This is a genomic window from Sandaracinus amylolyticus (assembly GCF_000737325.1).
GTDB lineage: Bacteria > Myxococcota_A > Polyangia > Polyangiales > Sandaracinaceae > Sandaracinus > Sandaracinus amylolyticus.
The window spans coordinates 9,993,881-10,020,143 of sequence record NZ_CP011125.1; the positions used below are offsets into that span (position 1 = coordinate 9,993,881).

The following is a 26,263-nucleotide window of genomic DNA, read 5'->3' on the forward strand; positions in this document are numbered from 1 at the left end:
GCCTACGTCGTCGAGATGGACTCGTGCGACGTGCAGGGCTTCCGGGCGGTGCGCATCCAGCGCGGCTCGACGACGCTGGTCGTCGTTCCGGCGCTCGGCGCGAAGATCGCGTCGATCCACGCGGCCGGCCGCGAGTGGTTGTGGACCAGCGCCACGATCCCGTATCGCGCTCCGATCGACGGCGCTTCGTACGTGGAGACCGCCGACAGCGGCGGCTTCGACGAGTGCTTTCCGACGGTCTCGCCCTGCACGCTGCCGGGCGGCGTGACGCTGCCGGATCACGGCGAGCTGTGGGCGGTGGAGCCCGAGATCGACGCGCGAGACAGCACGCTGTCTGCACGCTGGACGGGCCGGCGCGCGAAGTACGTGTTCGAGCGCCGCATCGACGTCGACCCGAGCGGCGCTGTCACGATGCGCTACGCCGCGACGAACTCCGGCAACGTGCGCATGCCGTTCTCGTGGTCGTCGCATCCGCTGATGCCGCTGACGAACGACGTGACGCTCGTGTTGCCGAAGGACGCGATCACGAGAGTCGACGCGCAGCACGACATCGACCTCGGCGGCCACGGCGCGGAGCACCGATGGCCGGTGATCGCGGGTCACGACATGACTAGGCCCGCGGCATTGGGGCGTCACTACGCGACCAAGCTGTTCGTCGCGCTCGGAGACGTGAAGACCGTGGGGCTCGCAGTGGAAGGCGCGCGATTGACCGCCGAGCTCGAAGGCATCCCGGACTTCGGGCTGTGGATCAACCACCGCGGCTGGACGCCGTTCGAAGGCGGCACTCCGTACCTCAACTTCGGCTTCGAGCCGTGCATCGGCGCGCCCGACTCGCTGGCGCGCGCGCTCGAGCCCGGCTGGGAGAACGCGCACTGGCTCGCAGCAGGCGAGACGAGGCGCTGGGCGATGCGCTGGACGTTCGCGTGATCGACGGCGCGCCGGTCGCGTGACCCACGGTCCCGACCAGCCGGGGCGCGATCGTGGCAGCATCGCGCGCATGGACACGACGGACGTGCTCGTCGTCGGCGCGGGGCCGACCGGGCTCACGATGGCGTGCGAGCTCGCGCGGCGCGGGCTCGCGGTGCGGGTGATCGATCGCGCCGCGGCGCCGAGCACGCGCTCGAAGGCGATCGTCGTGCACGCGCGCACGCTCGAGATCTTCGAGGACGTCGGGATCGCCGAGGACCTGATCGCGCGCGGGCTGGTGCTCCGTGGCATCACGATGTGGGCGGGCGGCGAGGTGATCGTGAGCGCGGGGTTCGAGGAGCTCGACACGCGCTTCTCGTACTTGCTCTCGGTGTCGCAAGCGGAGACCGAAGCGGTGCTCGCCGCGAAGCTCGAGTCGCTCGGCGTGGAGGTCGAGCGCGGGACGACGCTCGGCTCGTTCCGCCAGGACGGGACCGGCGTCACCGCGACGCTGCGCACGAACGACGGGGAGACGACGGTGCGCGCGGCGTGGCTCGTCGGATGCGACGGCGCGCACAGCACGGTCCGCGAGACGCTCGAGCTGCCCTTCGAGGGCACGACGTACGACGAGCGCTTCCTGCTCGCCGACGTGACGATCGGCTGGGACACCCGCGACGATCGCATCTCGACGTGGTTCGCCGAGGACGGCGTGATCGCGTGCTTCCCGATGCCGGGCGGGCGATGGCGCGTCATCGCGAGCGCGCCCGCGGGCGACGAGACCGAGGCCGCGCCGACGCTCGACGAGGTGCAGGCGATCTTCGATCGACGCACCGCGACCGGCGGCGTGCTCGGCGACGCGACGTGGCTCGCGCGCTTCCGCATCCACTGCCGTCAGGTCGCGCGTTATCGCGACGATCGCGTCTTCCTCGCAGGCGACGCCGCGCACGTGCACAGCCCCGTCGGCGGTCAGGGCATGAACACCGGCATCCAGGACGCGCACAACCTCGCGTGGAAGCTCGCGATGGTGCACCGCGGCGAGGCGCGCGCGCTCTTGCTCGACAGCTACGAGCAGGAGCGCCACGCGATCGCGCGCAGCGTGCTCAAGAGCACCGACCTCGCGACCAAGGTGGGCACGCTCAAGAGCAGCGTCGCGCGCGCGCTGCGCAACGAGGTCGCGCGACACCTCGCGGGGCTCGAGGTCGTGCAGCAGCGCATCGCGCGCGAGGTCTCGGAGCTCGCGGTCGGCTACCAGTCGAGCCCGATCGTGCGCGAGGACAAGATCTCCATGCTCCAGGCACGCATCGGCAGCGCGGCGGGCGGCGAGACGCCGACGCTCGCGACGATGCGCGAGTTCGAGCACGGACCGCGCGCGGGATCCCGCGCGCCCGACGGGCGGGTCACCGTCGCGGGCAGCAGCGGGACCAAGCGGCTCGCGGAGATCCTCGACGGGCGCGCGTGGACGCTGCTGCTCTTCGACGGTCGTCACGAGAGCGACGCGGGCTACGAGCGCTACGCGAAGCTGTGCGAGCGCATCGCGTCGCGGTGGGGCGCGTCCGTGCGCGCATTCGTCGTCACGCCGCGCGCATCGCGCCCCGCGAAGCTCCCGGAGAGCGTGCCGGTGCTCCTCGATCCCGACGGCGACCTCGAGAAGCGCTACGGCGCGACGAGCGAGTGCGCGTACCTGATCCGCCCCGATCTCTACGTCGGCTATCGCGGCCAGCCGATCGACGAGACGAAGCTCGACGCCTACCTCCGATCGATCCTGCGCTGATGACACGCAAGACTCTGCGCACGACGGCCGAGCTGATCGCCTGGATGGAGGGCGAGTACCTCTCCGAGGCCCTGCTTCGTCGCGCGACGCCGAAGCCGACCGCGAAACGCGCGCCGAGGTCGGTGCGGCTCGTGCTCGGGCTCGTCGTGCCCGAAGACCCGCCGCAGCTCCAGCAGTACACGCTCGAGGCGCACGGCGTGACGCGCTGGACGCTCGATGGCGAGTGGGACGTCGACACGCCCCTCTCGTTCCCCGACGTCGAGCTGCCCGACGCGCCGGTCGCGATCGTGATCGACGCGCCAGGTCGCATCGTGCTCACCGCGAGCCACGTCGAGGTCGAGCGCGGCGCGACCACCAAGTATCGCCCGCCGCCGCGTCCGCGCTCGGACGAGCTCCTCGTGTGGGGCCCGCGCGAGATCTCGTGGCGCGACGTGCTCGCGGCGGTCGGCGCGCCCGCATCGACGCGCATCGTGTGCGTGCGGCACCGCGGCGGCGTGCTCCACGAGCAGGAGGTCGAAGGCGACGCGCTCGATGCGCGGTTCGTCGCGCCGCTCTTCGATCGGTTCGAGCTACGCACCGCGAGCGGCGAGCCCTGGGCCTCGATCCACCACATGCTCGCGATCGGCCGGACCGGGTTCTACTTGTCGATCACGCGCGCCCCGGGCGCCGACGACGATCGATGGGCGCGCGCGCGGCGCGCCCCGATCGAGCTCGGCGAGTGCGAGGTGATGAGCGGCTCGGTGCGCACCACGTCGAGCGAGTGGGCGCGCTGGCTTCAGAGATCCGCGGGGTCGAGCCCGACGTAGCTCGGCTCCGCGCTCTCGCACAGCCGCGCGAGCACCTCGATGCGCGGCACCTCGGTCGCGATCCAGTACATCGCCGCGCGTTCGATCCCGCGCGCGAACGCCTCGTCGCGGCCCGCGATCGCCGCGCTCATGCGCGTCCACATCCACGCGATCGCGAGGATCGACGCGAGCTGCAGGTAGTCGGCGCTGTGCGCGAGCATCCCGTTCACGTCGCCCTTCATCCCGCGCGCGCCGAGCGCGCCGGTGAGCGCGACCACGCGCTCGAGCGCATCCCGCACCGACTGGGTGCGCGCGCGATCGACGCCCGCTTCGTCGGCGCGCGCGCAGTCCGCGAGGATCTCCTCGCGCCACGTCATGATCGCCGCGCCTCCGCCCGCGACGACCTTGCGACCCAGCAGATCGAGGCTCTGGATCCCGGTCGTCCCCTCGTGGATTGAGTTGAGCTTCTGATCGCGCAGCCACGACTCCGGCAGGTACTCCGACGAGTAGCCGTAGCCGCCGTGGATCTGCACCGCGAGCGCGTTCGACTCGAAGCCGTACTCGGCGGGGAAGCTCTTCGCCATCGGCGTCAGCAGATCGAGCAGCAAGCGGCTCCGCTCGCGCAGGCTCGGATCGGTCGCGTGCTCCGCGAGATCGGCGTACTTCGCGCTCGTCGCGAGCAGGCAGAGCGCGCCTTCGACGATCGCCTTCTGGCGCAGGAGCATGCGCCGCACGTCGGCGTGCTCGACCAGCGGCACCGGGGGCGTGGTCGCATCGACGACGCCGAGCGGACGTCCCTGCGTGCGCTCGCGCGCGTAGGCGAGCGACTCGTGGTACGCGACCGACGCCGTCGCGGTTGCGTTCACGCCGACCATCAGACGCGCCTCGTTCATCATCTGGAACATGCAGCGCAGGCCCGAGTTCTCGGTGCCGATCAGCCAGCCGTGGCAGTCGTTGCGATCTCCGAGCGCGAGCGCGACCGAGGGCAGGCCCTTCCACCCGATCTTGTGGATCACGCCGCTGATCGACACGTCGTTGTCGACCCACGCGTCGCCCTCGCGACGACGCTTCGGCACCGCGAACAGCGAGATGCCCTTGGTGCCCGGAGGTGCGCCGTCGATGCGCGCGAGCACGAGGTGCACGACGTTCTCGGTCACGTCGTGATCGCCGCCCGAGATGAAGATCTTCGCGCCGCGCAGGAGAAAATGACCCTGGTCAGTTCGCGTGGCGCGCGTCTGCACGTCGGCGAGCGACGAGCCCGCCTGGGGCTCGGTGAGCGTCATCGTGCCGGTCCAGCGCCCCTCGTAGAGGGGCGCCATGAACGTCTGCTTGGTCCACGCGTCGCCGAACGCCTCGATCAGGTGCGCCGCGCCGGTCGTGAGCCCCGCGTAGCCGTACGCCGAGAGATTGCCGGCCATCAGGTACGCGCTCGCGAGCGTCGACACCGTGAGCGGCAGCTGCTGACCGCCGACCGACGCGGGGCGCGTCGACGCGATCACGCCGAGCTCCGCGAGCTCCTTCCAGATCGCGCGCATCGCCGGATGCACGCGCACCTGCCCGCCCTCGAGGCGCGGCGGCGCTTCGTCCATCGCGCGATAGGTCGGGAAGAGCACCTCGCGCGCGAGGCGACGACACGCGCCGAGCCAGAGGTCGAACGTCTCGCGCTCGTGATCGGCGAACGCGGGCAGCGCAGCGAGCGACGGCGCGTCGAGCACGTCGTAGAGCAGGAAGTCGACGAAGCGATCGGAGATCAGCGGGTTCGCGCTCGGCATGCGCGCACGCTAGCACCGCGATTCGCGCACCGCGCGCCCGACCGCGGCGGTACCATCGCGGCCCGCTCGTGATCCGCGCTCTCTGGACCCTCGCCCGCCCCAAGGGGATGGTGCTCATCGCGTTCCTGCCGATGATCGGCTTCGGGTTCGCGTACTGGGATCACGGCTGCCGCATCCCGGGCTTCGGCGCGCTCGCGCCGCTCGGGCTCCTCGCGACGGTGTGGGCCGTGCCGCACATGGGCACGATGTGGCTGAACGCCGCGCTCGATCGCGACGAAGGACAAGTGCTCTTCGGCAAGAGCGTCCCGGTCCCGCCCGGCGTCGAGAAGTACGCGTACCTGACGCTCGCGTTCTCGCTCGTCGCCGCGTTCGTGACCGACGTGGGCCTCGGCCTGTGCGTGCTCGGCTGCGCGATGCTCTCGGTGCTCTACTCGCACCCGCGCACCGCGTGGAAGGGACACGCGATCCTCGGCCCGCTCGCGAACGCGATCGGCTACGGCGTGCTCTCGCCGCTCGGCGGGTTCCTGCTCTCGGATCTGCCGCCGACCCCGCGCGGCGCGGCCACGCTCGCGCTGAGCGTCACGTACATCGTCGCGGCGTACCTCGCGGCCCAGGCGTTCCAGGAGGACGAGGATCGCGCGCGCGGCTATCGCACCCTCGTCGCGCTGCGCGGCGCGCGGTTCACGCTCGACGTCACGCGCGCATTCCTCGCGCTCTCGGTGATCCTCACGCTCGTGCTCGCGGCGATCGGCTGGTACCCGCGGCTCGTGCTCCTCGCCGCGCCGGCGTTCCTCGCGGCCGAGCGCTATCTCGCGCGATGGCGCGACGTGCCGGGCGGCGGCGATGGATCGTGGGCCGCCGGGTTCTTCGTGCGGATGATGATCGCGGGGCTCGTCTGCATCGTCGCGGTCTCCGCCGACTACGGCTGGAGCCAGCTGCGCGGCGAGCCCGCGGGGGGCGTCGCGACCGCGTCGGGGCGGCCTGCCACACCGGCGTGCGGCGGCTGATCCGCGGTCGCGATCGATGCTCTCTTTCTCGCGCGCGTGCGCGGGAGATCGCATCTCGAAAAACGCGCGCCACCCGATTGACACTCGAGATCGACCTCGTCAGTCTCCGGGCTCATGGACGAGCGCGCACGGCGGAGCGCTACTGCTTCCGACCCCGCCCAAACGGAGCCGCCAGGACCCGTCCCAAGACCTTCGCGATCGACGGCGATCTGCGTCACACACGACGCCGCGCCGGCGATCGCGATCCTCGACGGTCCTGACTGGTCCCACGTTCCCCTCGCACTCGTCCCCGACGCCTCGTCGGAGCGGCGCGCCATCGCATCCATCGTGGACGCGACTCGCGCTCGCTCCGTGAGGTCTCCGTTCCGTTCGCTCGCTCCGGCCCGCCTCGCCCGGGTCGGACGGCCGCGGCGCGCACTTCTCGCGTGCCCTGCCGTTGACGGCGATCTCTGCCCCGCGCTCGGACGAGCGCGCTCCTACGAGCACTGATGGACACGCATCGCAATTCTCCTTCGCGTCGCGGCGCGACTCGCGCGCCCAGCATCGTCTCGCTCGGTGGTCCTTCCTATCCGCACTCCCACCGCTACGGCCTCGCGCCGCGCATCGTGCGCGCGCTCGGCACCGCGGTCCCCGGCCGCTTCGACGCCGAGGTCGGCCCTTCGATGCGCGGCGGCGCGCCCGGCGCGCCGATGCGCCTTCCGTCGTCGTTCGGCGGCGCGCTGCGCACGCACATGAAGAGCCTCGGTGAAGGCCCGCGCACGACCGACGTGCGCACGATCGGCATCGCGTACGACCTCAAGGCCGACTTCGAGCGCGTCGCGCGTCGCACCCTCGGCGACGTCGAGATGCCCGACGACGCCTTCGAGGAGTACGACTCGGACGCGACCGTCGCGGCGATCGAAGAGGCGCTCGGCGCGAACGGCTATCGCACCCGGCGTCTCGGCAGCGGTCGCTCGTTCCTCGCGCGCGCGATGCAGGAGCCGGGCGATCTCGTCTTCAACATCGCCGAGGGCTACGGCACGCGATCGCGCGAGGCGCACGTGCCGAGCGCGCTCGAGATGCTCGGCGTGCCCTACACGCACTCGGATCCGCTGACGCTCGCGCTGACGCTCGACAAGGCGATGGCCAAGCGCGTCGTCGCGTCGGCGGGCGTGCCCACGCCGCGCTTCGTCGTCGTCGAGAACGTCGAGCAGCTCCACGACGTGCCGCTCGCGTTCCCGCTGATCGCGAAGCCGCTCTTCGAGGGCTCGAGCATGGGCGTGCGCAAGCACAGCCGCGTGGTCGATCTCTACGATCTGCGCGAGCTCTGCGGGCAGCTCCTCGCGGACTACCGCGAGCCGGTGCTCGTCGAGGAGTTCTGCTCGGGCCCCGAGTTCACGGTGGGCATCCTCGGCACCGGCGCGAGCGCGCAGGTGATCGGCGCGATGGAGATCGTGCCCCGCAACTGTGCGGTCGAGGAGTTCGTGTACTCGTTGGAGGTCAAACGAAATTACCTCGAAGAGGTCGAGTACCACGTCCCGCCGCGTCGCCCCGACGAGCTGGTGCGCGCGGTCGAGGACGTCGCGCTCGCGGCGTATCGTGCGCTCGCGTGCCGCGACGTCGGTCGCGTCGACGTGCGCCTCGGCGACGACGGTGAGCCGAAGTTCCTCGAGGTGAATCCGCTGCCGGGGCTGAACCCGGTGACGGGCGACCTGGTGATCCTCGCGCGCGCGAACGGGCTCGGGTATGCGGACCTGATCGGGCGGATCGTCGAAGGAGCGCGCGAGAGACAAGGGCTGTGAACGTCTCGGTGTGAGGCGCGGGGTGGAGGGTCCGCCGCCCGGGTGCTCGCGGGCTGCTGAACGGAAGGCCGCGAGCGTCGGGAGTCGGTGGTCGCATCGCGGCGCGCGCTTCGCGCGTCTGCCGCGATGCTTCGATCAGTGTCTGATCGGCGTCTGCGAGCCCCCGTCGCACGAGGGCGTCGGACCCTCCACCCCGCGCCCGGTACGGCGGTTCTGCCGTCTCGCTGGGGTAGGGTGCGATGGCTCGCGACCGGTCCGCGCTTCGCCGCGGCCCGGACGCTCGCGTGTCGCACCGCGCTTCGCGCGTGTGCGCGCTGCGCGCGAGAATGAAGTGACCTCGATGCGCCTCGATTCGTGATGCGGAGTACGAACGATCGCGATCGATCGAACCACGTCGTGACTCGTACACGTGCACGTGCCACGTGCTCGTGCACGGCTGTTCCAGCGCTTGCAGATCGAGATCCGATCTCCCACGCGCACGATCTGAGATGATCCCCGCGCGCGCTCGGCTGTACCCATGACGTCTCTCCGCTCCATCGCGATCCTCTGGGACTCCCTCTCGACCACCTCCGCCACCTCCGCCGAGACCGGCGCTGCCGAGGCCGCCGCCGTCGCGTCGATCGGCGGCGTCATCGACGAGGTCGCGCACGTCGCGGCGTCGCTCGGGCTGCGCGTCGAGCGCGTCCCGCTCGCGAGCGACGCGCGCACGATGCTCGCGCAGGTCGCCGCGATCGATGCCGACGTCGTGGTGAACCTCGCCGAGAGCTGGGCCGGCCGCGTGCGCAACGAGGCCGGTGTCGCGTGGACGCTCGAGCTCCGCGGCTGCGCGTACACCGGCGCGACCCCGCGCGCGCTCGCGCTCTGCCTCGAGAAGCCGCTCACCCGCGCGCTGCTCGCCAGCGCCGGCGTCCCCGTGCCCGAGGGCGCGACGATGAGCGATGCGCGCGCGCCCTGGCCGCTCGATGTGCGCGGACCGTGGATCGTGAAGCCTGCCGCGCAGGACGCGAGCCACGGCGTCGACGCGACCAGCGTGGTGCACGACGAGCGCGCCGCGCGCGCGCGTGTCGATCACCTGATCACCCGCGGCCTCGGCCCCGCGCTGATCGAGCGCTACGTCGACGGCCGCGAGCTCAACGTCTCGATCGTCGAGCTCGACGGTGCGCCTCCGCGAGCGCTGCCGATCGCCGAGATCGACTACTCGCAGTTTCCCGCAGAATTGCCGCGAATCCTGACGTTCGCGGCGAAGTGGGACGAGACGAGCGACGAGTACCGCGGCAGCGCGAGCGTCGAAGCGCGCGACCTCGATCCGACCCGACGCGCCCGCGTCGAGCAGGTCGCGCTCGCGGCATGGCGCGCGCTCGGTCTGCGCGACTACGGGCGCGTCGATCTGCGTCTCGATCGCGACGGCGCGCCGTTCGTGATCGACGTGAACCCCAACCCCGACCTCTCGCGCGGTGCCGGCCTCTGCCTCGCCGCGGAGCGCGCCGGGATCGGCTACGAGGGCCTGATCGCGGGCCTCCTGCGAGGAGCAGCACGTCGTGCGCATCCGGACTGAGCTCCGCCCCACCGATCGCGAGGCGATCGCGCGCATCGTGCGCGCCGTCGGTGTGTTCCGCCCCGACGAGGTCGACGTCGCGATGGAGCTCGTCGACGAGGGGCTCTCCACCAACGCCGACCAATACTTCTTCGCGGTCGCCGAGGACGATCACGGCGCCGTGCTCGGCTACGCGTGCTGGGGCCACGCGCCGATGACCGACGCGACCTACGACCTCTACTGGATCGCGGTCGACCCGACCCGCCACGGCGGCGGCATCGGACAGAAGCTCCTCGCCGCGTGCGAGGACGACGTGCGCGCGCGCGGCGGACGCCTCCTCCTGATCGAGACCGAGGGCACGCCCGACTACGAGCCGACGCGTCGCTTCTATCTGCGCGCCGGCTATCCCGAGATCGCGCGAGTGCGCGACTATTACCGCGTGGGCGCGGACAAGATCGTCTACGGGCGGAGCCTCGCGTGAAGAAGGCACTGCCGGTCGTCAACGGGGACGCCGCGCGCTTCGAGTGCGTGTGGCCGGGATGCGGCGGCGCGTGCTGCAAGGACTCGCGCCCGCCCGTGAGCGAGGGTGAGGCAGCGCGCATCGCCGAGGCGATCCCGCGCGTGGTCGCGAGGCTGCGCCCCGCCGCGCGGCGCGTGGTCGAGCGCGGTGCGTGGGTCACGAAGCGGATGAAGCACGGCCGCCCCATGCTCGCGATCGCCGACGCGTACTGCGTGTTCTACGCCGAGGGCTGCGCGCTCCACGTGCTGGGCGCGAGCGAGGGCGACAAGAACAAGTACAAGCCCGCGACGTGCATCACGTTTCCGCTCGATCGCGACGATCACGATCGCTGGTACGTGCGCCAACACGGGGTCGAGAACGAGCAGTGGACCGAGCTCGCGTGCCTCGACCCGGGCGCGTCCTCGAACCGCGCGGTCGACTCGCTGCGCGAGGAGATCGCGTTCGCCGAGCGCGTCGAAGCGGGGCTCGAGACGTGGCGACGCCCGAACGGTCGTTGATGCACGGACGCGTCAGCCGTCCCACGACGACAGCGCGATCCCGAGCGTCGCGCTGAACGATCCGCGGGACATCGGGCGCGCGGGATCGGGGCTCGAAGGGATGCCCTCGGTCCGCACGTCGACGAGGATCGCGAGATCTTCGGTCAGCGAGATCCCGACCCAGCCGTTGCGCACGTAGAGCAGCTCGCTCACCGGGAACGTCTCCCGAAGCACCTCCTCGAGCGTCGGCACCTCGAGCTCGAGCTCGATCGCGAACGATGGACGGGGCGTTCGATCTCGCTCGCGATCCGCCTCGAGCGCGGCCGGTGGGCCTTGCACGAGCATCGTGGCGAGGAGCAGTGCGGCGAGGCCCTGCATGTCGCGGATCCACAGCAATCGAGGGGCCACCGAGATCGCTTGCGGCGAGTCGTCGCGAGGTGTGTCGTGCGCGCCTCGCGCGTAGCATCGAGCGACCCTCGTGACGTCGTTCTGGAGCCGAGTGTTCGGGACGGGTGCCGCGCCGGCCGCGGAGCCCTCGATGGCGTGCTCGTTCTGTGGGCTCGACCGCAGCCAGGTCACGAAGCTGATCGCGGGCCCGAAGACCTTCATCTGCGACGGCTGCGTGCGCCTCGCGAAGGAGATCATCGATCGCGAGGGCAGCATCGAGGGCCGCGTCGACGGCGTGCGCGGGGTCGTGCTGAACGAGCTCGCGTCGCTGCCGCCGAACATGCCGCGCGCGACGGTGCGCAAGCTCGTGCTCGCGGCGATCGCGCTCTGCGAAGGCGATGCGGGCACGCTGCGACAGGTCGCGTCGGCCGCGTGGTCCGCGGGCGATCCCGAGGGCGGCGTGCTCGCGCTGCGCAGGATCCCGGAGGGCGATCGCACACCCGAGGACGTGATCGCGGAGGCGGTGCACCACGACACGATGGGCGCCCACGCGGCGGGGCTCGCGCTGCTCGACGCGCTCGATCCCGCGGCGCTCTCTCCCAGCGCGCGCGAGATCGTGCCGCTGCATCGTGCGGCGATGCGGCTCGCCGGGGACATCGCGAGGCCCGAGGAAGCGCGCGAGCTCGAGCAAGCGGCGATCGAATTCGCGCGTCGCGTCCTGCCCGAGCTCGCGATCGACGACGGCTATCGGGTCGCGCTCGAGCGCGAGGCGTTCCTCGTGCGAGCGCGCGCCGTGCGCCTGGCGGGCGAGCTCGCCCGCGCAGAGGCGCTGCTGCGCGAGCACCTGCTCGCGCACGAGATGGACGCCGAGGCGTGGGCCCTGCTCTTCGACGTCCATCACGCGCGCGGTGAGCACGAGCTCGCGCGCACCGTGCGCACGAAGGCGCTCGAGCACGCGCATCCGGAAGGGCCGATCGCCGCGCGCCTGCGCGATGCGAGCATCGGCCCGTTCCGGTGAGCGCTACGGAATCCGTAGCGCTACGGGATCCGTAGCGAGAAGGCGCTCAGAGCGCCTTGAGCGCTTCCGCGAGGCGCGGCATCGCGTCGCGGATCTCGCGCTCGCTGACCGCGCCGACGCTGAGGCGGAACCAGCCGTCGTCACCCGGCACGCCGAACGCCTGGAACGGCACGATGCCGACGCCCGCGGCCTCGAGCACGTACCGGCGCACGTCCTCGTTCGTCTTCAGCTCGGCGCCGCTCGGCGTCTTCTTGCCGAACGGCGCGATGCGCACCGTCAGGTAGATCGCGCCCTCGGGCGAGAGCGAGTCCACCGGCAGGCCCGACGACTTCATCGACTGGAACGCCTCGTGGAGCGCGTTCAGGCGCGACCCGAGGCCCGCGTGCATCGCGTCGACGTAGGTCTTGATCGCGCTCGTGTCGTCGAGCAGGCGCGCGGTCGCGATCTGCTCGGCGCGCGGCGCCCACGCGCCGACGTGCCCGATGATCGCGCTCATCCGATCGATCACGTCCGTCGGACCGACGGCCCAGCCCACGCGCACGCCGGTCGCGGCGAACGCCTTGCTGATGCCGTCGACGAAGATCGTGTACTTCGCCATCTCGGGGACGAGCTGCGGCGGCGTGTAGTGCTCGGTGCCCTTCGCCGTGAGCATCCAGTAGATGTGGTCGTACATCAGATAGACCGGCTTCTCGCCGCGCGACGCGCGCTTCGCGTTCTCCGCGCAGATCGCCTCGCACACGCCGAGGAGCTGATCGCGCGCCATCGCGGTGCCGGTCGGGTTGAGCGGCGAGTTGAGGCACACGAGCCGCGCGGTGGGCAGCGTCGCGAGGAGCTCGCTCTTGCTCGGGAGGAAGCGCGACTCGGGACCGCAGGGCACGGTCACGCCCTTCGCGCCGAGCATGTGCACGTAGTGGTTGTTGTTCCACGACGGCACCGGGTAGACGACGGTGTCGCCGGGATCGACGACCGCGCGATAGATGCCGTAGATGACGGGGCGCGCGCCGCTCGCGACGAGGAACGACTCGAGCGGATAGCGCAGGCCGAGCTCGCGCTCGTAGAAGCGCGGCAGCGCGTCGCGCAGCTCGGGCATGCCGTTGCTCGGCGGGTAGTTCGTCTCGTTCGCGTCGTACGCGTCGACGATCGCCTTCTTGAGCGCGTCGGGGATCGGGAACTGCTTCGGATCGAAGTCGCCGACCGTCAGGTTGCAGACGGTGCGACCGCCCTTGATCAGCGCGCGGATCTCGGCGGCGATCTTGAGGATCTCCGAGCCGACGAGGCCCTCGGCCATCGTGGAGACGCGCGGCGCGCTCGAAGTGGGAGCCGTGCGTGCGATCGAGGTCAGGTCGGTCGTGGCCATGTCTTCCCAGGTGATGAGGCGCGGCCACGATGACACGAAAGCCCCCGGAGGCGCAGGGCCAACGGGGGCTTTCTCACGAGGCCGAAGGCCTCACTTCACGAGGCCACGAGCGCGGGACACCGACATCGTCGCATCGGTCGTGCGACGAGGACGGGAGCGCGATCAGGGCGTCTCCTCGGCTTCTTCCTGCTCTCCGAGGGTCTCGCTGTAGCGCGTCATTTCTTCCATCGTGACGTTGCCGTCGCAGTTCAGGTCCTCGGGCGGCTCGCATCGCGGCGTGGGCGCCTCCTCGGCCGCTTCCTGCTCCGCGAGGATCTCCCCGTAGCGCGTCATCTCGTCGATCGTGACGTTGCCGTCGCAGTTCAGATCCTCGGGCGGCTGGCACTGCGGGACGAAGCCCATAGGAGCTGCTTCTTCCTCGTCTTCCTCTTCGCCGACCTCGCCGGTCTCGACCGGCGCCGGTGCCTGCGGCGCGGGCGGCGCGCCCGCGATCCAGCGCCCGAGGTCCGCGCTGATCGGCGGGTAGTACGTGATGATCAACAGGCCCACGCACATCATCGCGATGAACGGCAGCACCGCGCGGATCAGGTACGTCAGCGGCTTGTTGAACAGCGTGCTCGCGACGAAGAGGTTCAGCCCGACCGGCGGCGTGAGATAGCCGATCTCCAGGTTGACGATGAAGACGATCCCGAGGTGCAGCGGGTCGATCCCGAGCGCCGCGGCCATCGGTGCGATCAGCGGCACGCACACGAAGATCGCGCTCATGATGTCCATCAGACATCCGACCACGAGCAGCGCGAGGTTCAGCACGAGCAGGAACGTCACGCGATCGAGGTCCATCGAGCGGATCCACTCGCCCGCGGTCGCCGGGATCGACTGATCCTCGAGGAACTCCACGAAGCTCATCGCGACCACGAGGATCACGAGGAAGCTCCCGAGCATGATCGCGGTCTCGCCGAAGATCTTCGGCAGCTCCTCGAGCTTCAGCGCGCGGTGGATGTAGACCTCGACGATCACCGCGTACACGACGCTGATGCACGCGGACTCGATCGCGTTGAAGATGCCCGCGTAGATCCCGCCGAGGATCAGCCCGGGGAACATCAGCGACCAGATGCCGTCGCGCGTCGCGCTCACCAGCTGCGCGACCGAGAACGTGTCGCGCGGCGTCTTGTCGACGACGCCGCGGAACAGCGAGTAGCCCATCAGGATCCCGCCGATCACGATGCCGGGGCCGAAGCCCGCGGCGAACAGCTCCTCGACGCGGATCGACGCCTGCGTGTTGACGATCGCGTAGACGATCATCGGGATCGACGGCGGGATCAGGATGCCGAGCGAGCCCGCGCTCGTGACGAGGCCGTGCGCGAACGAGGGCTTGTAGCCCTGCTTGATCAGCGCGGGCGCCATCATGCCGCCGATCGCGACGACGGTCGCAGGGCTCGAGCCGCTGATCGCCGCGAAGATCATGCACGCGATGACCGCGCTGATCGCCATGCCCCCGGGCAGCCATCCGACGAGCGCGCGCGCGAACCCGATGAGCCGCGCGCTGATCTGACCGCGCGCCATGATCGCGCCCGAGAGGATGAAGAACGGGATCGCGAGCAGCGCCTCGTTGTCGGCGATCGAGACGATGCGCTCGATCAGGATCGAGAACTGCGACGCCTCGGTGCGCCCGCCCCACAGCAGGAACGCGACGACCGTCATCGCGCCGAGCACGACGAAGAGCGGCTCCGCGAGCAGCACGCCCGCGAGGATCACCGCCGCGAGCACGCCGCCCTTGCCGAGCAGCGGGAGCAGCACGACGAGCCCGAGCACCACGAAGAACGCGATCGGCTTCTTCGCCGGCTTCGCTTCGGTGCTCGCGCTCTCGGGCGCCTGATCCGCGGTGAGCGCGTCCGCCTCGGCGGCGAGCTTCTCCGCGTCGTCCATGCCCTCGGCCTTCGCGGGCGCGCCGTAATTGCCGCCGAGCACCGCGCTGACCGCCGCGCCGAGGAACCGCAGTCCGCTGACCACGAAGAGGATCGGGATCGCCGCGGTGCGGATCCACATCGGCATCCCCGAGAGGTCGAGGTTGCCGCCGATGAAGAACGCGCCGGTGCCCGGCGCGAACACGTAGAGATACCCGAGGTACGCGAGGAACAGGCTGAAGAGCGCCGCGATCAGGTTGGACACGCCCGCGACGAGGTGCTTCGCCTTCTCGGGGTGCGACTTCTCGAGCGCCTCGAGCCGGATGTGCTTGCCTTCGTGCACGCACAGAGACGCGCCGAAGAACCCGACCCAGAGGGTCACGGTCATCGCGATCTCCTTCGACCACGTGTACGCGGTCGGGAACGCCGACGACGCGACCAGCGCGATCAGCGGCGTCGCGATCGCCGCCGCGATGCCGAGGCGCACCTGCCATCCGGGCGCGCGCGCGCGCAGCTGTCCGCTCGCGAAGAGCGAGAGCCCGAGCACGACGAGCACGAGGTAGACGAGCTGCGAGCTCGTCGTGACCATCAGCACGCCGATGCCCGCGACGACCGCGGCGATCAGCAGCGCGACGATCAGCGCGCTGCCCTTCACCGCGAGGATCGGCGCGCCGCGGCTCTTCTCCGACGCCGCCACGCCCGCGTAGAGGATCGCGACGCCGAGCACGCCGCCGAGCCACGGCGCGATCGCCGCGCGCGTGCTCGCGTCCGCGACGATCTCCGAGAGCCACTGCGAGATCTCGCTCTCGGGCGCGATCAGCTGCCGGTAGATGACGTCGAGGAAGACGATCACCGTCATCACGACGAGCATCAGCGCGACGAGCCCTTGCTCGATCGTGAACACCGCGTCGTCCGCGCGACGGATGACGGACCTGTGCGTGGCGTCGGGAGCCCCTGCGTTCGACGACATACGCCGCGATTCTCGCCCGTTCTGCGAAGAACGAGCAAGGAAGCCTGCTGACCCACGGCGCCGTGACGTGCGGCCCTTTCTCGCTGCCGGGCCCGACGCTACGCTGCGCGCATCATGGCTCGCGTCGTCAATTTCAACGCCGGACCCGCTGCACTGCCGCTCGCCGCTCTCGAGCAGGCGCGCGACGAGCTGATCGACTTCGAGGGCACGGGCATGTCGCTCCTCGAGCACTCGCACCGCGAGGCGCCCTACGAGAAGGTGCACCGCGAGGCCATCGCGCTGCTGCGCCGCATGCTGAGCGTGCCCGAGACCCACGACATCCTGCTCATGCAGGGCGGGGCGCGCGGGCAGTTCGCGATCGTGCCGATGAACCTGCTGCACGCGGGCAAGAGCGCCGACTACGTCGTGACCGGCACGTGGGCGAAGCAGGCGCACGAAGAGGCGGTGCTCTTCGGGAACATGGCGGGCGCGAAGGCGCGCGTCGTGGTGAGCACCGAGAAGGACAAGAAGTTCGCGCGCATCCCGACGAAGGACGAGCTCGCGTTCGATCCGAGCGCGGCGTACGTGCACATCACGTCGAACAACACGCTCTTCGGGACGCAGTGGCAGAGCTATCCGGAGACCGGTGACGTGCCGCTCGTCGCCGACATGACCAGCGATCTGCTCTCGCGCCCGATCGACGTGTCGAAATTCGGGCTCATCTACGCGGGCGCGCAGAAGAACGTCGGGCCCTCGGGCGTGACCGTCGTGATCGCGCGCAAGGATCTGATCGCGGGTGGTCGCACCGACATCCCGCAGATCTTCCGGTACAAGTCGTTCGCCGACAGCGAGTCGCTGTTCAACACGCCGCCGACGTTCGCGATCTACGTGATGCGCAACACGCTGCGCGTGCTCGAGGAGCAGGGCGGCATCGAGGCGCTCACGAGGGAGAACGCGGCGAAGGCGAAGCTGCTCTACGACACGATCGACGCATCGCCGGACTTCTGGCGCGCGCCGGTCGAGAAGGCGTCGCGCTCGATCATGAACGTGGTGTGGCGCCTGCCGACCGAGGAGCTCGAGAAGAAGTTCCTCGGCGAGGCGAAGGCCGCGTCGCTGGTGGGCCTCAAGGGCCACCGCTCGGTCGGTGGCGTGCGCGCGTCGATCTACAACGCGGTGCGCCTCGCCGACGTCGAGAAGCTCGTCGCGTTCATGCGCGAGTTCGAGAAGAAGAACGGATGAGCACGAGGCCGTGCGCCGGCACGGCCGTTTTCTCCCTGTCATTCCGAGCGCCGTGCCCCATAACGGCTCCCGCCGTGAAAGCTTCGAATCGTCCGCTCACCGTCGCCGCGCTCCTGCTCTCGATGTTCATGGCAGCGATGGAGGCGACGGTCGTCGCCACCGCGATGCCGACGGTGATCAGCGAGCTCGGCGGCATCCGGCTCTACGGCTGGGTCGGCGCCGCGTACCTCCTCGCGTCGACGGTCACCGTCCCGCTCTACGGAAAGCTCGCGGATCGCCGCGGCCGCAAGCCGGTGCTCCTGCTCGGCATCGCGCTGTTCCTCGCGGGCTCGCTCGCCAGCGGCCTCGCGACGTCGATCGAGCAGCTCATCGTGTTCCGTGGCCTCCAAGGGCTCGGCGCCGGCGCGGTGCAGCCGATCGTGCTCACCGTGATCGGCGACCTCTACACGCCCGCCGAGCGCGGCAAGGTGCAGGGCTTCTTCGGCGCGGTGTGGGGCATCGCGGGCATCAGCGGTCCGCTGATCGGCGGCGCGATCGTCGCGACCACGACGTGGCGCTGGATCTTCCTGATCAACATCCCGTTCGGCATCGCGGCCGCGCTGGTGCTCGCCTTCGCCTATCGCGAAGCGCCGCGCGAGCGCGCGGGCGCGCCGCTCGATCTCGCGGGCGCGTCGACGATCCTCTTCGCGTCGCTCGCGCTCCTGCTCGCGGCGTCGGGCGTCGCCCCGGTCTTGATGACGATCGCGGGCGTCGCGCTGATCGCGCTCTTCGTCGTGATCGAGCGCCGCGCGAGCGATCCCGTGCTCCCGATCCCGCTCATGACGCGCCGGCTGATCGCGGTGACGACGATCGCGTCGTTCCTGCTCGGCGTCGCGATGATGGGCGTGCTCACGTACCTGCCGCTGCACGTGCAGGGCGTGCTGCTCGGCGTGCCCACCGAGGCGGGCCTCGTGATCGCGCCGATGCTGGTGGGCTGGCCGATCGCGTCGGCGATGACGAGCCGCATGCTCGTGCGCACCGGCTATCGCAAGCCGGTGTGGCTCGGCGCGTTGCTCTCCGCAGTCGGCCTGGTCGCGCTCGCGCCGCTGGTCACGATGCGGGCCCACCCGCTCGCGCTCGCGGGCTCGATGTTCGTGTTCGGCTTCGGCATGGGCCTCGCGAACACCGCGATCCTGATCGGCGTGCAGGCGAGCGTGGGCTGGGAGCAGCGCGGCGTCGTCACCGCCGCGACGATGTTCGCGCGCACGATGGGCGGCGCGCTCGGCGTCGGCGCGCTCGGCGCGGTGCTCGCGGCGCGGCTCGGCCGCGCGCTCTCGCCCGAGGTCGTCAGCCGCCTGCTCGATCCCGAGGGCCGCGACATCGTGCTCGCGCAGCCGGGCGTGATCGACGCGCTCGGGGACGCGCTCGATCCGCTGTTCTGGGGCGGCGCGATCGCGGCCGGGCTCTCGCTCATCACCGTGCTCGCGCATCCGCGCGACGAGCAGCCTCCGCCCGCGACCGCCGTCGAGGCCCCGGCGCTCGCGGAGTGATGCGCGAGGCGCCACAATCGCGGCGCATGCGAGAAGGCGAAGCGAGCCGAACCGCCCTGGGCGTCGCCCTGCTGCGCGCGATCGCGACCAGCGCGGATGCGCTGCACGACGTGCGCGATCCGATCGCGGAGTCGCTGCTCCCACCTTCGCTCGCGCTCGCGCCGCACGTGCTCGCGCGCGCGCCCACCGTCGCGCGCGTGCTCTCGGGCGGCCTGCTCGATCACGTCGCGCTGCGCACCGCCGCGATCGATCGCGCGCTCCGCGACCTCTTCACCGAAGAGCCCGCGCGGACGCAGCTCGTGATCCTCGGCGCCGGGCTCGACGCGCGCGCATGGCGCCTGGCCGAGCTGTCGCGCGCGGTGGTCTTCGAGGTCGACGTCGTCGCGAGCCAGCGCATCAAGACGCGCAAGCTCCAGCACGTGAAGGCCCTCGCGCGCGAGGTGCGCTTCGTCGAGGTCGACTTCGCGCGCGGCGAGCTCGCGGGAGAGCTCGAAGATCATCGCCACGATGCGCGCGCGCCCACGGTGTGGCTCTGGGAGGGCGTCACGCCGTACCTCGATCGCGCCGCGATCGACGAGACGCTGCGCACGATCGAGGCGCGCTCGGCGCCCGGCTCGGTGCTCCTCGTCACGTATCTCACGCCCGAGCACGTGCGCGTCCCCGCGCTGCTCCTGCCCGCGGTGAAGCGCGCGTTCGCGATGCTCGGCGAGCCGCTCGTCGGCGCGATGCGAACCCCCGAGATGCACTCGCTGCTGCGCGCGCACGGCTTCGCGATCGACGACGACTCCGGCTCGTACGACTGGGCGCGCGACACGCGCTCGAAGAAGCCGGTGCTCGAGATCACCGAGCGACTGATCCGCGCCACGCGCGAGTGAGCTGCTCGAGGAAGCGCTCGGGGAACGCGAACGCCGCGAGGTGTCCCGCGCCCTCGATCGTCGCGAACGCCTTGTACGGCGCGTCGACGTCGTCGACGAAGCGCGCGGCGAGCGCGTGCGGGGTCACGATGTCGTGCTCGCCCTGGAGCACGATCACCGGCACCTCGAAGCACACCCCGCCCGCGCGCGCGTCGAACGTCGCGACCTCGGCGTGGAGTCGACCGAGCGAGAAGCGCAGGCCCCGCGCGATGTCGACGAGATCGAGCCAGCCGTGCTGCGGCGACGAGAGCATCGCAGGCAGCGTCACGTCGCGGATCATGTCGGGCGCACCGGTGCGCGCGCCCGCGATGATGCGGTTGCGCCGATCGAAGTCGTCGCGCGTCCATCGCGCAGGGTCGGCGCCGATGCGCTCGAGCTCGCGCACCCCACGCCGATCCCCGCTCGCGCGCAGCGCGTCGATCGCGAGCCGGTGACCGAGCCCATCGGGGTCGCCGACGTTCTGATCGACACCGACGTACGCGTGGAAGAGCTCGGGCCGCCGCCGCACCATCTGCAGCGCGATCGCGCTCCCCACCGAGCTGCCGAGCACGATCACCTTCTCGTGCCCGAGCCGCGCTCGCAGGTGCATCGCGAGCTCGATGCCGTCCTCGGCGAGCCGCGCGAGCGAGAGCTCGCCGCGCGCGCCGTGACGCCCGAACGTCCTGCCGGCGCCGCGCTGATCCCAGTGCACCACGGTGAAGCAGCGCTCCCACGCGCGCAGGCGCGACGTGAAGATCGACGTCACCGCGCCCGGCCCGCCGTGCACGATCACGAGCACCGGGTTGCGCACGTCGTCGCCGCGCACCGAGATCCACTGATCGATGCCGCCGAGCGACACGAAGCCCGCGAGATCGATCACGAACCGATCACGGAGCGCCCGGTACGCTGTACGCATGTCGCGAACATGCGCGAGAATCGCAGACCAGCAACGCAACCGGCGATCACTGTGATAGAACAGCGCACGCTCTGTACTAGGTCGTGATGGCCTCCGCTCGCATCGCCGCGCACTTCCGAGAGCAGATCCGATCGGGCGCGCTGCGACCCGGCGAGCGCCTCCCTCCGGTGCGCGAGCTCGCGCGCCGATGGCGCGTCGCGCTCGCGACGGCGAGCCGTGCGATCGCCGTTCTCAAGCAGGAGGGGCTCGTGCGCGCCGAGCCGCGCGTCGGCACGATCGTCGCCGCGCGATCCCGCGCGCGCACCGACCCCGAGCTCACGCCGGAGAGCATCGTGCGCGCCGCGATCACGATCGCCGACGTCGAGGGCCTCGACGCGGTCTCGATGCGCAGCGTCGCGGGTGCGCTCGGCGCGCCCGCGATGTCGCTCTATCGCCACGTGCCGAGCAAGGACGAGCTCCTGCTCGCGATGATCGACGCGTGCTTCGCCGAGCTGCCCGAGCACGCGCCGAGCGGCGCGTGGCGCGCCGATCTCGGCGCAGCGATGCGCGCACAGTGGAAGCTCCATCGCGCGCATCCGTGGCTCGTGCGCGCGCTCTCGATCACCCGCCCCCAGATGCTCCCGAACGGCATGCGCTTCGCGGAGTCGGTGCTGCGCCCGCTCGACGGGCTCGGCCTCGATCCCGGCGAGATGATGCGCACCTACCTCGTGCTCATGAGCTTCGTGCGCGGCGTCGCGATCGGAGTGGACGCCGAGCTCGAGGCCGAGGCGACGAGCGGCATGACGAACGACGAGTGGATCGCCCAGCGCGAGCCCTCGTTCGCCGCAGCGCTCGAGGGAAGCTCGTACCCGACGCTCGCGCGCATGATCGCGGCGCCGCGCCTCGACGTCGAGCTCGACGCTGTCTTCGAGCTCGGCCTCGCGCGCCTGCTCGACGGTATCGACGCGATGCTCCGCGCGCCGTCGCGCGTCATGCTCGCGCCCGTCATGGGCAGTCGCGGCAGGCCGTATCGAACGTTCGTGATCGACGGCATCGAGGTGCTCGTCGGGCGCGCCGACGAGGACAACGATCACCTCACGTTCCACGTCGCGAAGAAGCGCGACCTCTGGCTCCACGTCGGCGGCGGGACGCCGGGCAGTCACGTCGTGGTGCGCAGCCCCGAGCGCGGCGATCCGCCCGACGCCGTCGTCGAGCGCGCTGCGCAGCTCGCCGCGTGGTACTCGAAGGCGCGCGGCGCGCCGCGCGTCGAGGTGCACGTGTGCCGCGTGTCCGACGTCTCGAAGCCGAAGGGCGCGCCCGCGGGCAAGGTCGAGATCAAGCGCTTCTCGAAGCGCAAGGTGACGCCGACGCGCGGCGACGCAGAGGGCGACGATTGATCTCGGACACGCCGATCAGCGCACGAGCCGCTGCAGATCGACTCCGTCCGCGATCCGATCGCGCCACCCCGGGTCCTCGGCGATCGCCACCATCGCCTGCGCGAGCTGCTCGCCGGTGATCGATCGATACCGATCCCGCACCTTCGCGCCGCCGAGCGCGCCCACGAGGCTCAGGCCCGCGTCCGCGATCGCGCCGAAGACGTTCTCGCCCGCGCGCGGCGCGTCGCGATCCCCGAGGATGAACGAGGGCCGCACGATCGTGTACGGAAGGCCGCTCTCCCGCAGCGTCGTCTCCACCTTCGTGCGCGCCGCGAGGTACGCGTTCTGCGCGCCGTCGCCCGCGCCGATCGACGACAGGTACACGAAGCGCTGCACGCCCGCGTCCTTCGCCGCGCGGATCGTCATCTCGGTGAGCGCGACGTCGACGGCGTCGTAGCTCTCCTTGCTCGCGTCGCGCCCGGCGCGCGCGGCCTCACGCGCCCTCGCGCGTGTCGTGCCGAGGCACCCGAACACCCACGTCGGACGGTGCGCGATCAGCGTCGCGCGCATCGCGCCCTCGTCCCAGGGCGTGGCGTCGAGGCGCGCGCCCATCTCCGAGAAGCGCGCGCGCCACGACTCGAGCGATGGAGAGTCGGGCCGCACGTGCGCGATCGCTCCGTGCCCTCGCGCCACCAATCGCGTGACTACGTGGCGTCCCGTCAGCCCGGTCGCGCCCACCACGAACCCCGCCCCCGTCATGCGGCCGAACCTGCCGCGCGCCGTCTCGCATCACAAGGCCCGTCGCCACGCATCACCGCGATCAACAAGTTATTTACAACTTCACCGCTTGTGGGACGCGACGCGGGGCGCAGGTCGATGCAGTGGGTCGTGCGTTTTCCGGGCTGGACACGTCGACAAGCTCAGAAAATTCGCAGCGAAAACCCTAGCGCAACGCGTCATTTACAGAGTTGACGCAGTTTACAACTTGACTGAGGTCAACGTGTGAAGCAGAACGCCGCACCGGCTCGCGAGCAGGAGAGGTCGATGACACAGCAACTCGACATGCCCGCCGGCGTGCGCGTCCTCGGCTCGACCGTCGAGGGAGACCGCGCTGCCATCCTCACGCGCCCCGCGCTCGAGTTCGTCGCGGACCTCGTCCGCACGTTCCGCCCGCGCATCGAGGAGCGCCTCGCGGCCCGCGCCGAGCGTCACGCACGGTTCGCGAACGGCGAGCGCCTCGACTTCCTCGCCGCGACCAAGAGCGTCCGCGAGGGCGACTGGAAGTGCGCGCCGCTGCCGAAGGACATCCTCGATCGCCGCGTCGAGATCACGGGCCCCGTCGACCGCAAGATGATCATCAACGCGCTCAACTCGGGCGCGAGCGTGTTCATGGCGGACTTCGAGGACGCCAACGCGCCGACCTGGGACAACTGCATCGAGGGACAGGTCAACCTGCGCGACGCGGTCGCGCGCACGATCTCCTTCTCGAGCGGCGCGAAGAGCTATCGCCTCAACGACGAGACTGCGGTCCTCTTCGTTCGTCCGCGCGGCTTCCATCTCTGGGAGAAGAACGTCGAAGTCGACGGCAAGCCGGTGCCCGGCATGCTCTTCGATTTCGGTCTCTACTTCTTCCACAACGCGAAGCGCCTCCTCGAGAGCGGCAGTGGCCCGTACTTCTATCTGCCGAAGATGGAGAGCCACCTCGAGGCGCGCGTGTGGAACGACGTGTTCCTCCGCGCCCAGGAGAAGCTCGGCGTGCCCGCGGGGTCGATCAAGGCGACGTGCCTGATCGAGACGCTGCCCGGCTGCTTCGAGATGGACGAGATCCTCTACGAGCTGCGCCAGCACTCGGCCGGGCTCAACTGCGGTCGCTGGGACTACATCTTCTCGTACATCAAGGTCCACGCGACCGACGCGACGCGCGTGCTCCCCGATCGCTCGCAGGTCGGGATGACGCAGCCGTTCATGCGCGCCTATTCGCGGCTCGTGATCAAGACCTGTCACCGCCGCGGCGTGCACGCGATGGGCGGCATGGCGGCGCAGATCCCGGTGAAGGGCGACGAGGCGGAGAACGAGCGCGCCTTCGAGAAGGTGCGCGCCGACAAGCTCCGCGAGGTCACCGACGGACACGACGGGACCTGGGTCGCGCACCCCGCGCTCGTGCCGGTCGCGAAGAAGGTCTTCGACGAGCACATGAAGGAGGCCAATCAGATCGCGAGTGGCAAGCAATCGGATTGGAATCCGACTGCCGCCGATCTGATCGCCGCGCCACAGGGCCCGAAGACGCTCGAGGGCCTGAAGCACAACGTGCTGGTCGGTATCCAGTACGTCGAAGCGTGGCTGAAGGGCAGCGGCGCAGTCCCGCTCTACAACCTGATGGAGGATGCCGCGACCGCCGAGATCTCGCGCACGCAGGTCTGGCAGTGGGTCCAGCACGGTTGTGCGCTCGAGGACGGGACCAAGGTCACGCGCGAACTCGTCGCGAAGATCATCGACGAAGAGATGAACGTCATCGAGTCGGAGATCGGCGTCGAGCGCGTGAAGTCCGGCCGCTTCGAGGATGCGAAGCGCATTTTCCTGCGGGTCTCGACCGAGAGCCCGCTGATCGAGTTCCTGACCCTTCCTGCCTACGAGGAGCTCCGGCATGCGCCCGATGCACCTCGCGAGAGCCGAGCCTGAGAGGAGAACCGACGTGGCCAATCCGATCCAGAAGGACACCGATTCGTTCAGCGATCCTCGTTGGAAGGGCGTCGTCCGCCCGTACTCCGAGGAGCAGGTCCTCAAGCTCCGCGGCTCCGTTCGCGTCGAGTACACCCTCGCCGACAAGGGCGCGCGTCGCCTCTGGAAGTCGATGAAGGAGAAGCCGTTCGTCCGCACGCTCGGCGCCCTCACGGGCGGCCAGGCGGTGCAGATGGCGCGCGCGGGCCTCGACGGCATCTACTGCTCGGGCTGGCAGGTCGCCGCGGACGCGAACACGTCGGGCCACACGTATCCCGACCAGTCGCTCTATCCCGCCGACTCGGTGCCGAAGCTCGTCGAGCGCATCAACAACGCGCTGGCGCGCGCCGACCAGATCGACTGGTCGGAGGGCAAGACCGGTCGCGACTACTTCCTTCCGATCGTCGCGGACGCGGAGGCCGGCTTCGGCGGCCCGCTCAACGCGTACGAGCTGATGAAGAACATGATCAAGGCGGGCGCCGCGGGCGTCCACTTCGAGGATCAGCTCGCCAGCGAGAAGAAGTGCGGCCACCTCGGCGGCAAGGTGCTCGTGCCGACCGCGCAGTTCGAGCGCTCGCTGCTCGCGGCGCGTCTCGCGGCGGACGTCTGCGGCGTCCCGACGGTGCTCATCGCGCGCACCGACGCGGAGAGCGCGAAGCTCCTCACGAGCGACATCGACGATCGCGACAAGCCCTTCTGCACGGGTGAGCGCTCGGCCGAGGGCTACTACTACGTCAAGCAGGGCATCGAGCCCTGCATCGCGCGCGCGAAGGCGTACGCGAAGATCGCGGACCTGATCTGGATGGAGACCTCGACTCCGGATCTGAAGCTCGCGAAGCAGTTCTCGGAGGCGGTCCTCAAGGACAACCCCGACAAGATGCTCGCGTACAACTGCTCGCCGTCCTTCAACTGGAAGAAGAACCTCGACGAGGCGACCATCGCGAAGTTCCAGAAGGAGCTCGGCGCGATGGGCTACAAGTTCCAGTTCGTCACGCTCGCGGGCTTCCACGTCCAGAACTACTCGACGTTCATGCTCAGCGCCGACTACAACGAGCGCGGCATGGCGGCGTACTCGGAGCTCCAGCAGAAGGAGTTCGCGGCCGAGTCGGTGGGCTACACCTCGACGAAGCACCAGCACGAGGTCGGCACCGGCTACTTCGACGTGATCAGCGAGATCGTGTCGCAGGGCCAGAGCTCGACGAAGGCGCTCAAGGGCTCGACCGAGGAAGATCAGTTCCATTGAGCGACGATTGGCACCCTGACGAAGGGTGTCAGTCGCTCGTGAGTGTGAGAGAAGCCCCCGTCTCGATCGTGATCGCGATCGACGGGGGCTTTTCTCGAAGGCCGGAAAACACGCGGAATTCGTGTGCTCGAATCGCCTACCCGTTTGAGTAGGCGCACGCGCTCCGCGATTGGGAAGACTGAAACCTCCACGCGGGTTCCCAA

21 protein-coding genes are annotated in these 26,263 nt (G+C 70.4%); 15 read left to right on the plus strand and 6 right to left on the minus strand.

Annotated elements, in window-relative coordinates; all coding sequences use genetic code 11:
• The first annotated feature begins 15 nt into the window (after nt 1-15).
• From DB32_RS42360 to DB32_RS42370, 3 genes are all read left to right on the plus strand, one after another.
• Nucleotides 16-927 (plus strand): aldose epimerase family protein, encoded by a 912-nt coding sequence (locus tag DB32_RS42360; protein ID WP_053238354.1) that lies wholly within the window; start codon nt 16-18, stop codon nt 925-927.
• A gap of 70 nt (nt 928-997) precedes the next feature.
• Nucleotides 998-2,677: an FAD-dependent oxidoreductase gene (locus DB32_RS42365; protein ID WP_075098174.1), complete on the plus strand. Its 1,680-nt coding sequence runs from the start codon at nt 998-1,000 to the stop codon at nt 2,675-2,677.
• Nucleotides 2,677-3,483 (plus strand): hypothetical protein, encoded by an 807-nt coding sequence (locus DB32_RS42370; protein WP_053238356.1) that lies wholly within the window; start codon nt 2,677-2,679, stop codon nt 3,481-3,483. The genes DB32_RS42365 and DB32_RS42370 overlap by 1 nt, the downstream gene beginning before the upstream one ends.
• On the opposite strand, the gene DB32_RS42375 is transcribed toward DB32_RS42370, so the two are convergent.
• Nucleotides 3,453-5,234: an acyl-CoA dehydrogenase gene (locus tag DB32_RS42375; protein WP_053238357.1), complete on the minus strand. Its 1,782-nt coding sequence runs from the start codon at nt 5,232-5,234 to the stop codon at nt 3,453-3,455. The genes DB32_RS42370 and DB32_RS42375 overlap by 31 nt on opposite strands.
• Nucleotides 5,235-5,302: 68 nt before the next feature.
• On the opposite strand from DB32_RS42375, the gene DB32_RS42380 reads away from it, so the two are divergent.
• From DB32_RS42380 to DB32_RS42400, 5 genes are all read left to right on the plus strand, one after another.
• Entirely contained in the window at nt 5,303-6,241 is a 939-nt protein-coding gene (locus tag DB32_RS42380; protein WP_157070346.1) for a UbiA family prenyltransferase, read from the plus strand.
• Between the two features lie 488 nt (nt 6,242-6,729).
• Nucleotides 6,730-8,022 (plus strand): D-alanine--D-alanine ligase family protein, encoded by a 1,293-nt coding sequence (locus DB32_RS42385; RefSeq protein WP_053238359.1) that lies wholly within the window; start codon nt 6,730-6,732, stop codon nt 8,020-8,022.
• A gap of 517 nt (nt 8,023-8,539) precedes the next feature.
• Nucleotides 8,540-9,577 carry a D-alanine--D-alanine ligase family protein gene (locus DB32_RS42390; protein WP_053238360.1) on the plus strand — a complete coding sequence of 346 codons (1,038 nt, stop codon included), beginning with the start codon at nt 8,540-8,542 and terminating at the stop codon, nt 9,575-9,577.
• Complete coding sequence (locus DB32_RS42395; protein WP_053238361.1) at nt 9,561-10,037, plus strand: GNAT family N-acetyltransferase; 477 nt, start codon at nt 9,561-9,563, stop codon at nt 10,035-10,037. The genes DB32_RS42390 and DB32_RS42395 overlap by 17 nt, the downstream gene beginning before the upstream one ends.
• Nucleotides 10,034-10,573, plus strand: coding sequence for a YkgJ family cysteine cluster protein (locus DB32_RS42400; protein WP_053238362.1), 540 nt, complete (start codon nt 10,034-10,036; stop codon nt 10,571-10,573). The genes DB32_RS42395 and DB32_RS42400 overlap by 4 nt, the downstream gene beginning before the upstream one ends.
• A gap of 12 nt (nt 10,574-10,585) precedes the next feature.
• Here the strand turns inward: DB32_RS42400 and DB32_RS42405 are convergent, their stop codons facing one another.
• Nucleotides 10,586-10,960 (minus strand): hypothetical protein, encoded by a 375-nt coding sequence (locus DB32_RS42405; protein ID WP_157070348.1) that lies wholly within the window; start codon nt 10,958-10,960, stop codon nt 10,586-10,588.
• 70 nt (nt 10,961-11,030) lie between these two features.
• Here DB32_RS42405 and DB32_RS42410 point away from each other — a divergent pair, with 70 nt between their 5' ends.
• On the plus strand, nt 11,031-11,957 hold the full coding sequence (locus tag DB32_RS42410) for a ClpX C4-type zinc finger protein (protein WP_157070349.1): 927 nt from the start codon (nt 11,031-11,033) through the stop codon (nt 11,955-11,957).
• A gap of 46 nt (nt 11,958-12,003) precedes the next feature.
• On the opposite strand, the gene DB32_RS42415 is transcribed toward DB32_RS42410, so the two are convergent.
• Entirely contained in the window at nt 12,004-13,314 is a 1,311-nt protein-coding gene (locus DB32_RS42415; protein WP_053238365.1) for a pyridoxal phosphate-dependent aminotransferase, read from the minus strand.
• A gap of 162 nt (nt 13,315-13,476) precedes the next feature.
• Nucleotides 13,477-16,188, minus strand: coding sequence for a TRAP transporter large permease (locus DB32_RS42420; RefSeq protein ID WP_053238366.1), 2,712 nt, complete (start codon nt 16,186-16,188; stop codon nt 13,477-13,479).
• Between the two features lie 114 nt (nt 16,189-16,302).
• Here DB32_RS42420 and serC point away from each other — a divergent pair, with 114 nt between their 5' ends.
• The 3 genes from serC (at nt 16,303) to DB32_RS42435 (ending at nt 19,810) form a co-directional block, all read left to right on the plus strand.
• The gene (gene serC, locus DB32_RS42425; RefSeq protein ID WP_053238367.1) at nt 16,303-17,406 is read left to right on the plus strand and encodes a 3-phosphoserine/phosphohydroxythreonine transaminase; all 1,104 of its coding nucleotides are present in this window, start codon (nt 16,303-16,305) and stop codon (nt 17,404-17,406) included.
• A 74-nt stretch (nt 17,407-17,480) separates the two neighbouring features.
• Nucleotides 17,481-18,935 (plus strand): MDR family MFS transporter, encoded by a 1,455-nt coding sequence (locus tag DB32_RS42430; protein WP_053238368.1) that lies wholly within the window; start codon nt 17,481-17,483, stop codon nt 18,933-18,935.
• Nucleotides 18,936-18,961: 26 nt separating this feature from the next.
• Nucleotides 18,962-19,810 (plus strand): class I SAM-dependent methyltransferase, encoded by an 849-nt coding sequence (locus DB32_RS42435; RefSeq protein WP_169791733.1) that lies wholly within the window; start codon nt 18,962-18,964, stop codon nt 19,808-19,810.
• Here the strand turns inward: DB32_RS42435 and DB32_RS42440 are convergent.
• On the minus strand, nt 19,776-20,744 hold the full coding sequence (locus DB32_RS42440) for an alpha/beta fold hydrolase (protein ID WP_083458411.1): 969 nt from the start codon (nt 20,742-20,744) through the stop codon (nt 19,776-19,778). The two genes, DB32_RS42435 and DB32_RS42440, sit on opposite strands and share 35 nt — an antisense overlap.
• Nucleotides 20,745-20,830: 86 nt before the next feature.
• Between DB32_RS42440 and DB32_RS42445 the strand changes: the two genes are divergently transcribed.
• Nucleotides 20,831-22,120, plus strand: a complete 1,290-nt coding sequence (locus DB32_RS42445) for an NFACT RNA binding domain-containing protein (protein ID WP_053238370.1) — start codon at nt 20,831-20,833, stop codon at nt 22,118-22,120.
• 15 nt (nt 22,121-22,135) lie between these two features.
• On the opposite strand, the gene DB32_RS42450 is transcribed toward DB32_RS42445, so the two are convergent.
• Complete coding sequence (locus tag DB32_RS42450; protein ID WP_053238371.1) at nt 22,136-22,858, minus strand: SDR family oxidoreductase; 723 nt, start codon at nt 22,856-22,858, stop codon at nt 22,136-22,138.
• Nucleotides 22,859-23,143: 285 nt separating this feature from the next.
• On the opposite strand from DB32_RS42450, the gene aceB reads away from it, so the two are divergent.
• Together aceB and aceA are read left to right on the plus strand one after the other, a co-directional pair.
• A complete protein-coding gene (gene aceB / locus DB32_RS42455) occupies nt 23,144-24,778 on the plus strand; it encodes a malate synthase A (RefSeq protein ID WP_053238372.1) in 1,635 nt (544 codons plus the stop codon).
• Complete coding sequence (aceA, locus tag DB32_RS42460) at nt 24,753-26,060, plus strand: isocitrate lyase (RefSeq protein WP_053239151.1); 1,308 nt, start codon at nt 24,753-24,755, stop codon at nt 26,058-26,060. Before aceB ends, aceA begins: the two co-directional genes overlap by 26 nt.
• Nucleotides 26,061-26,263: the final 203 nt, after the last annotated feature.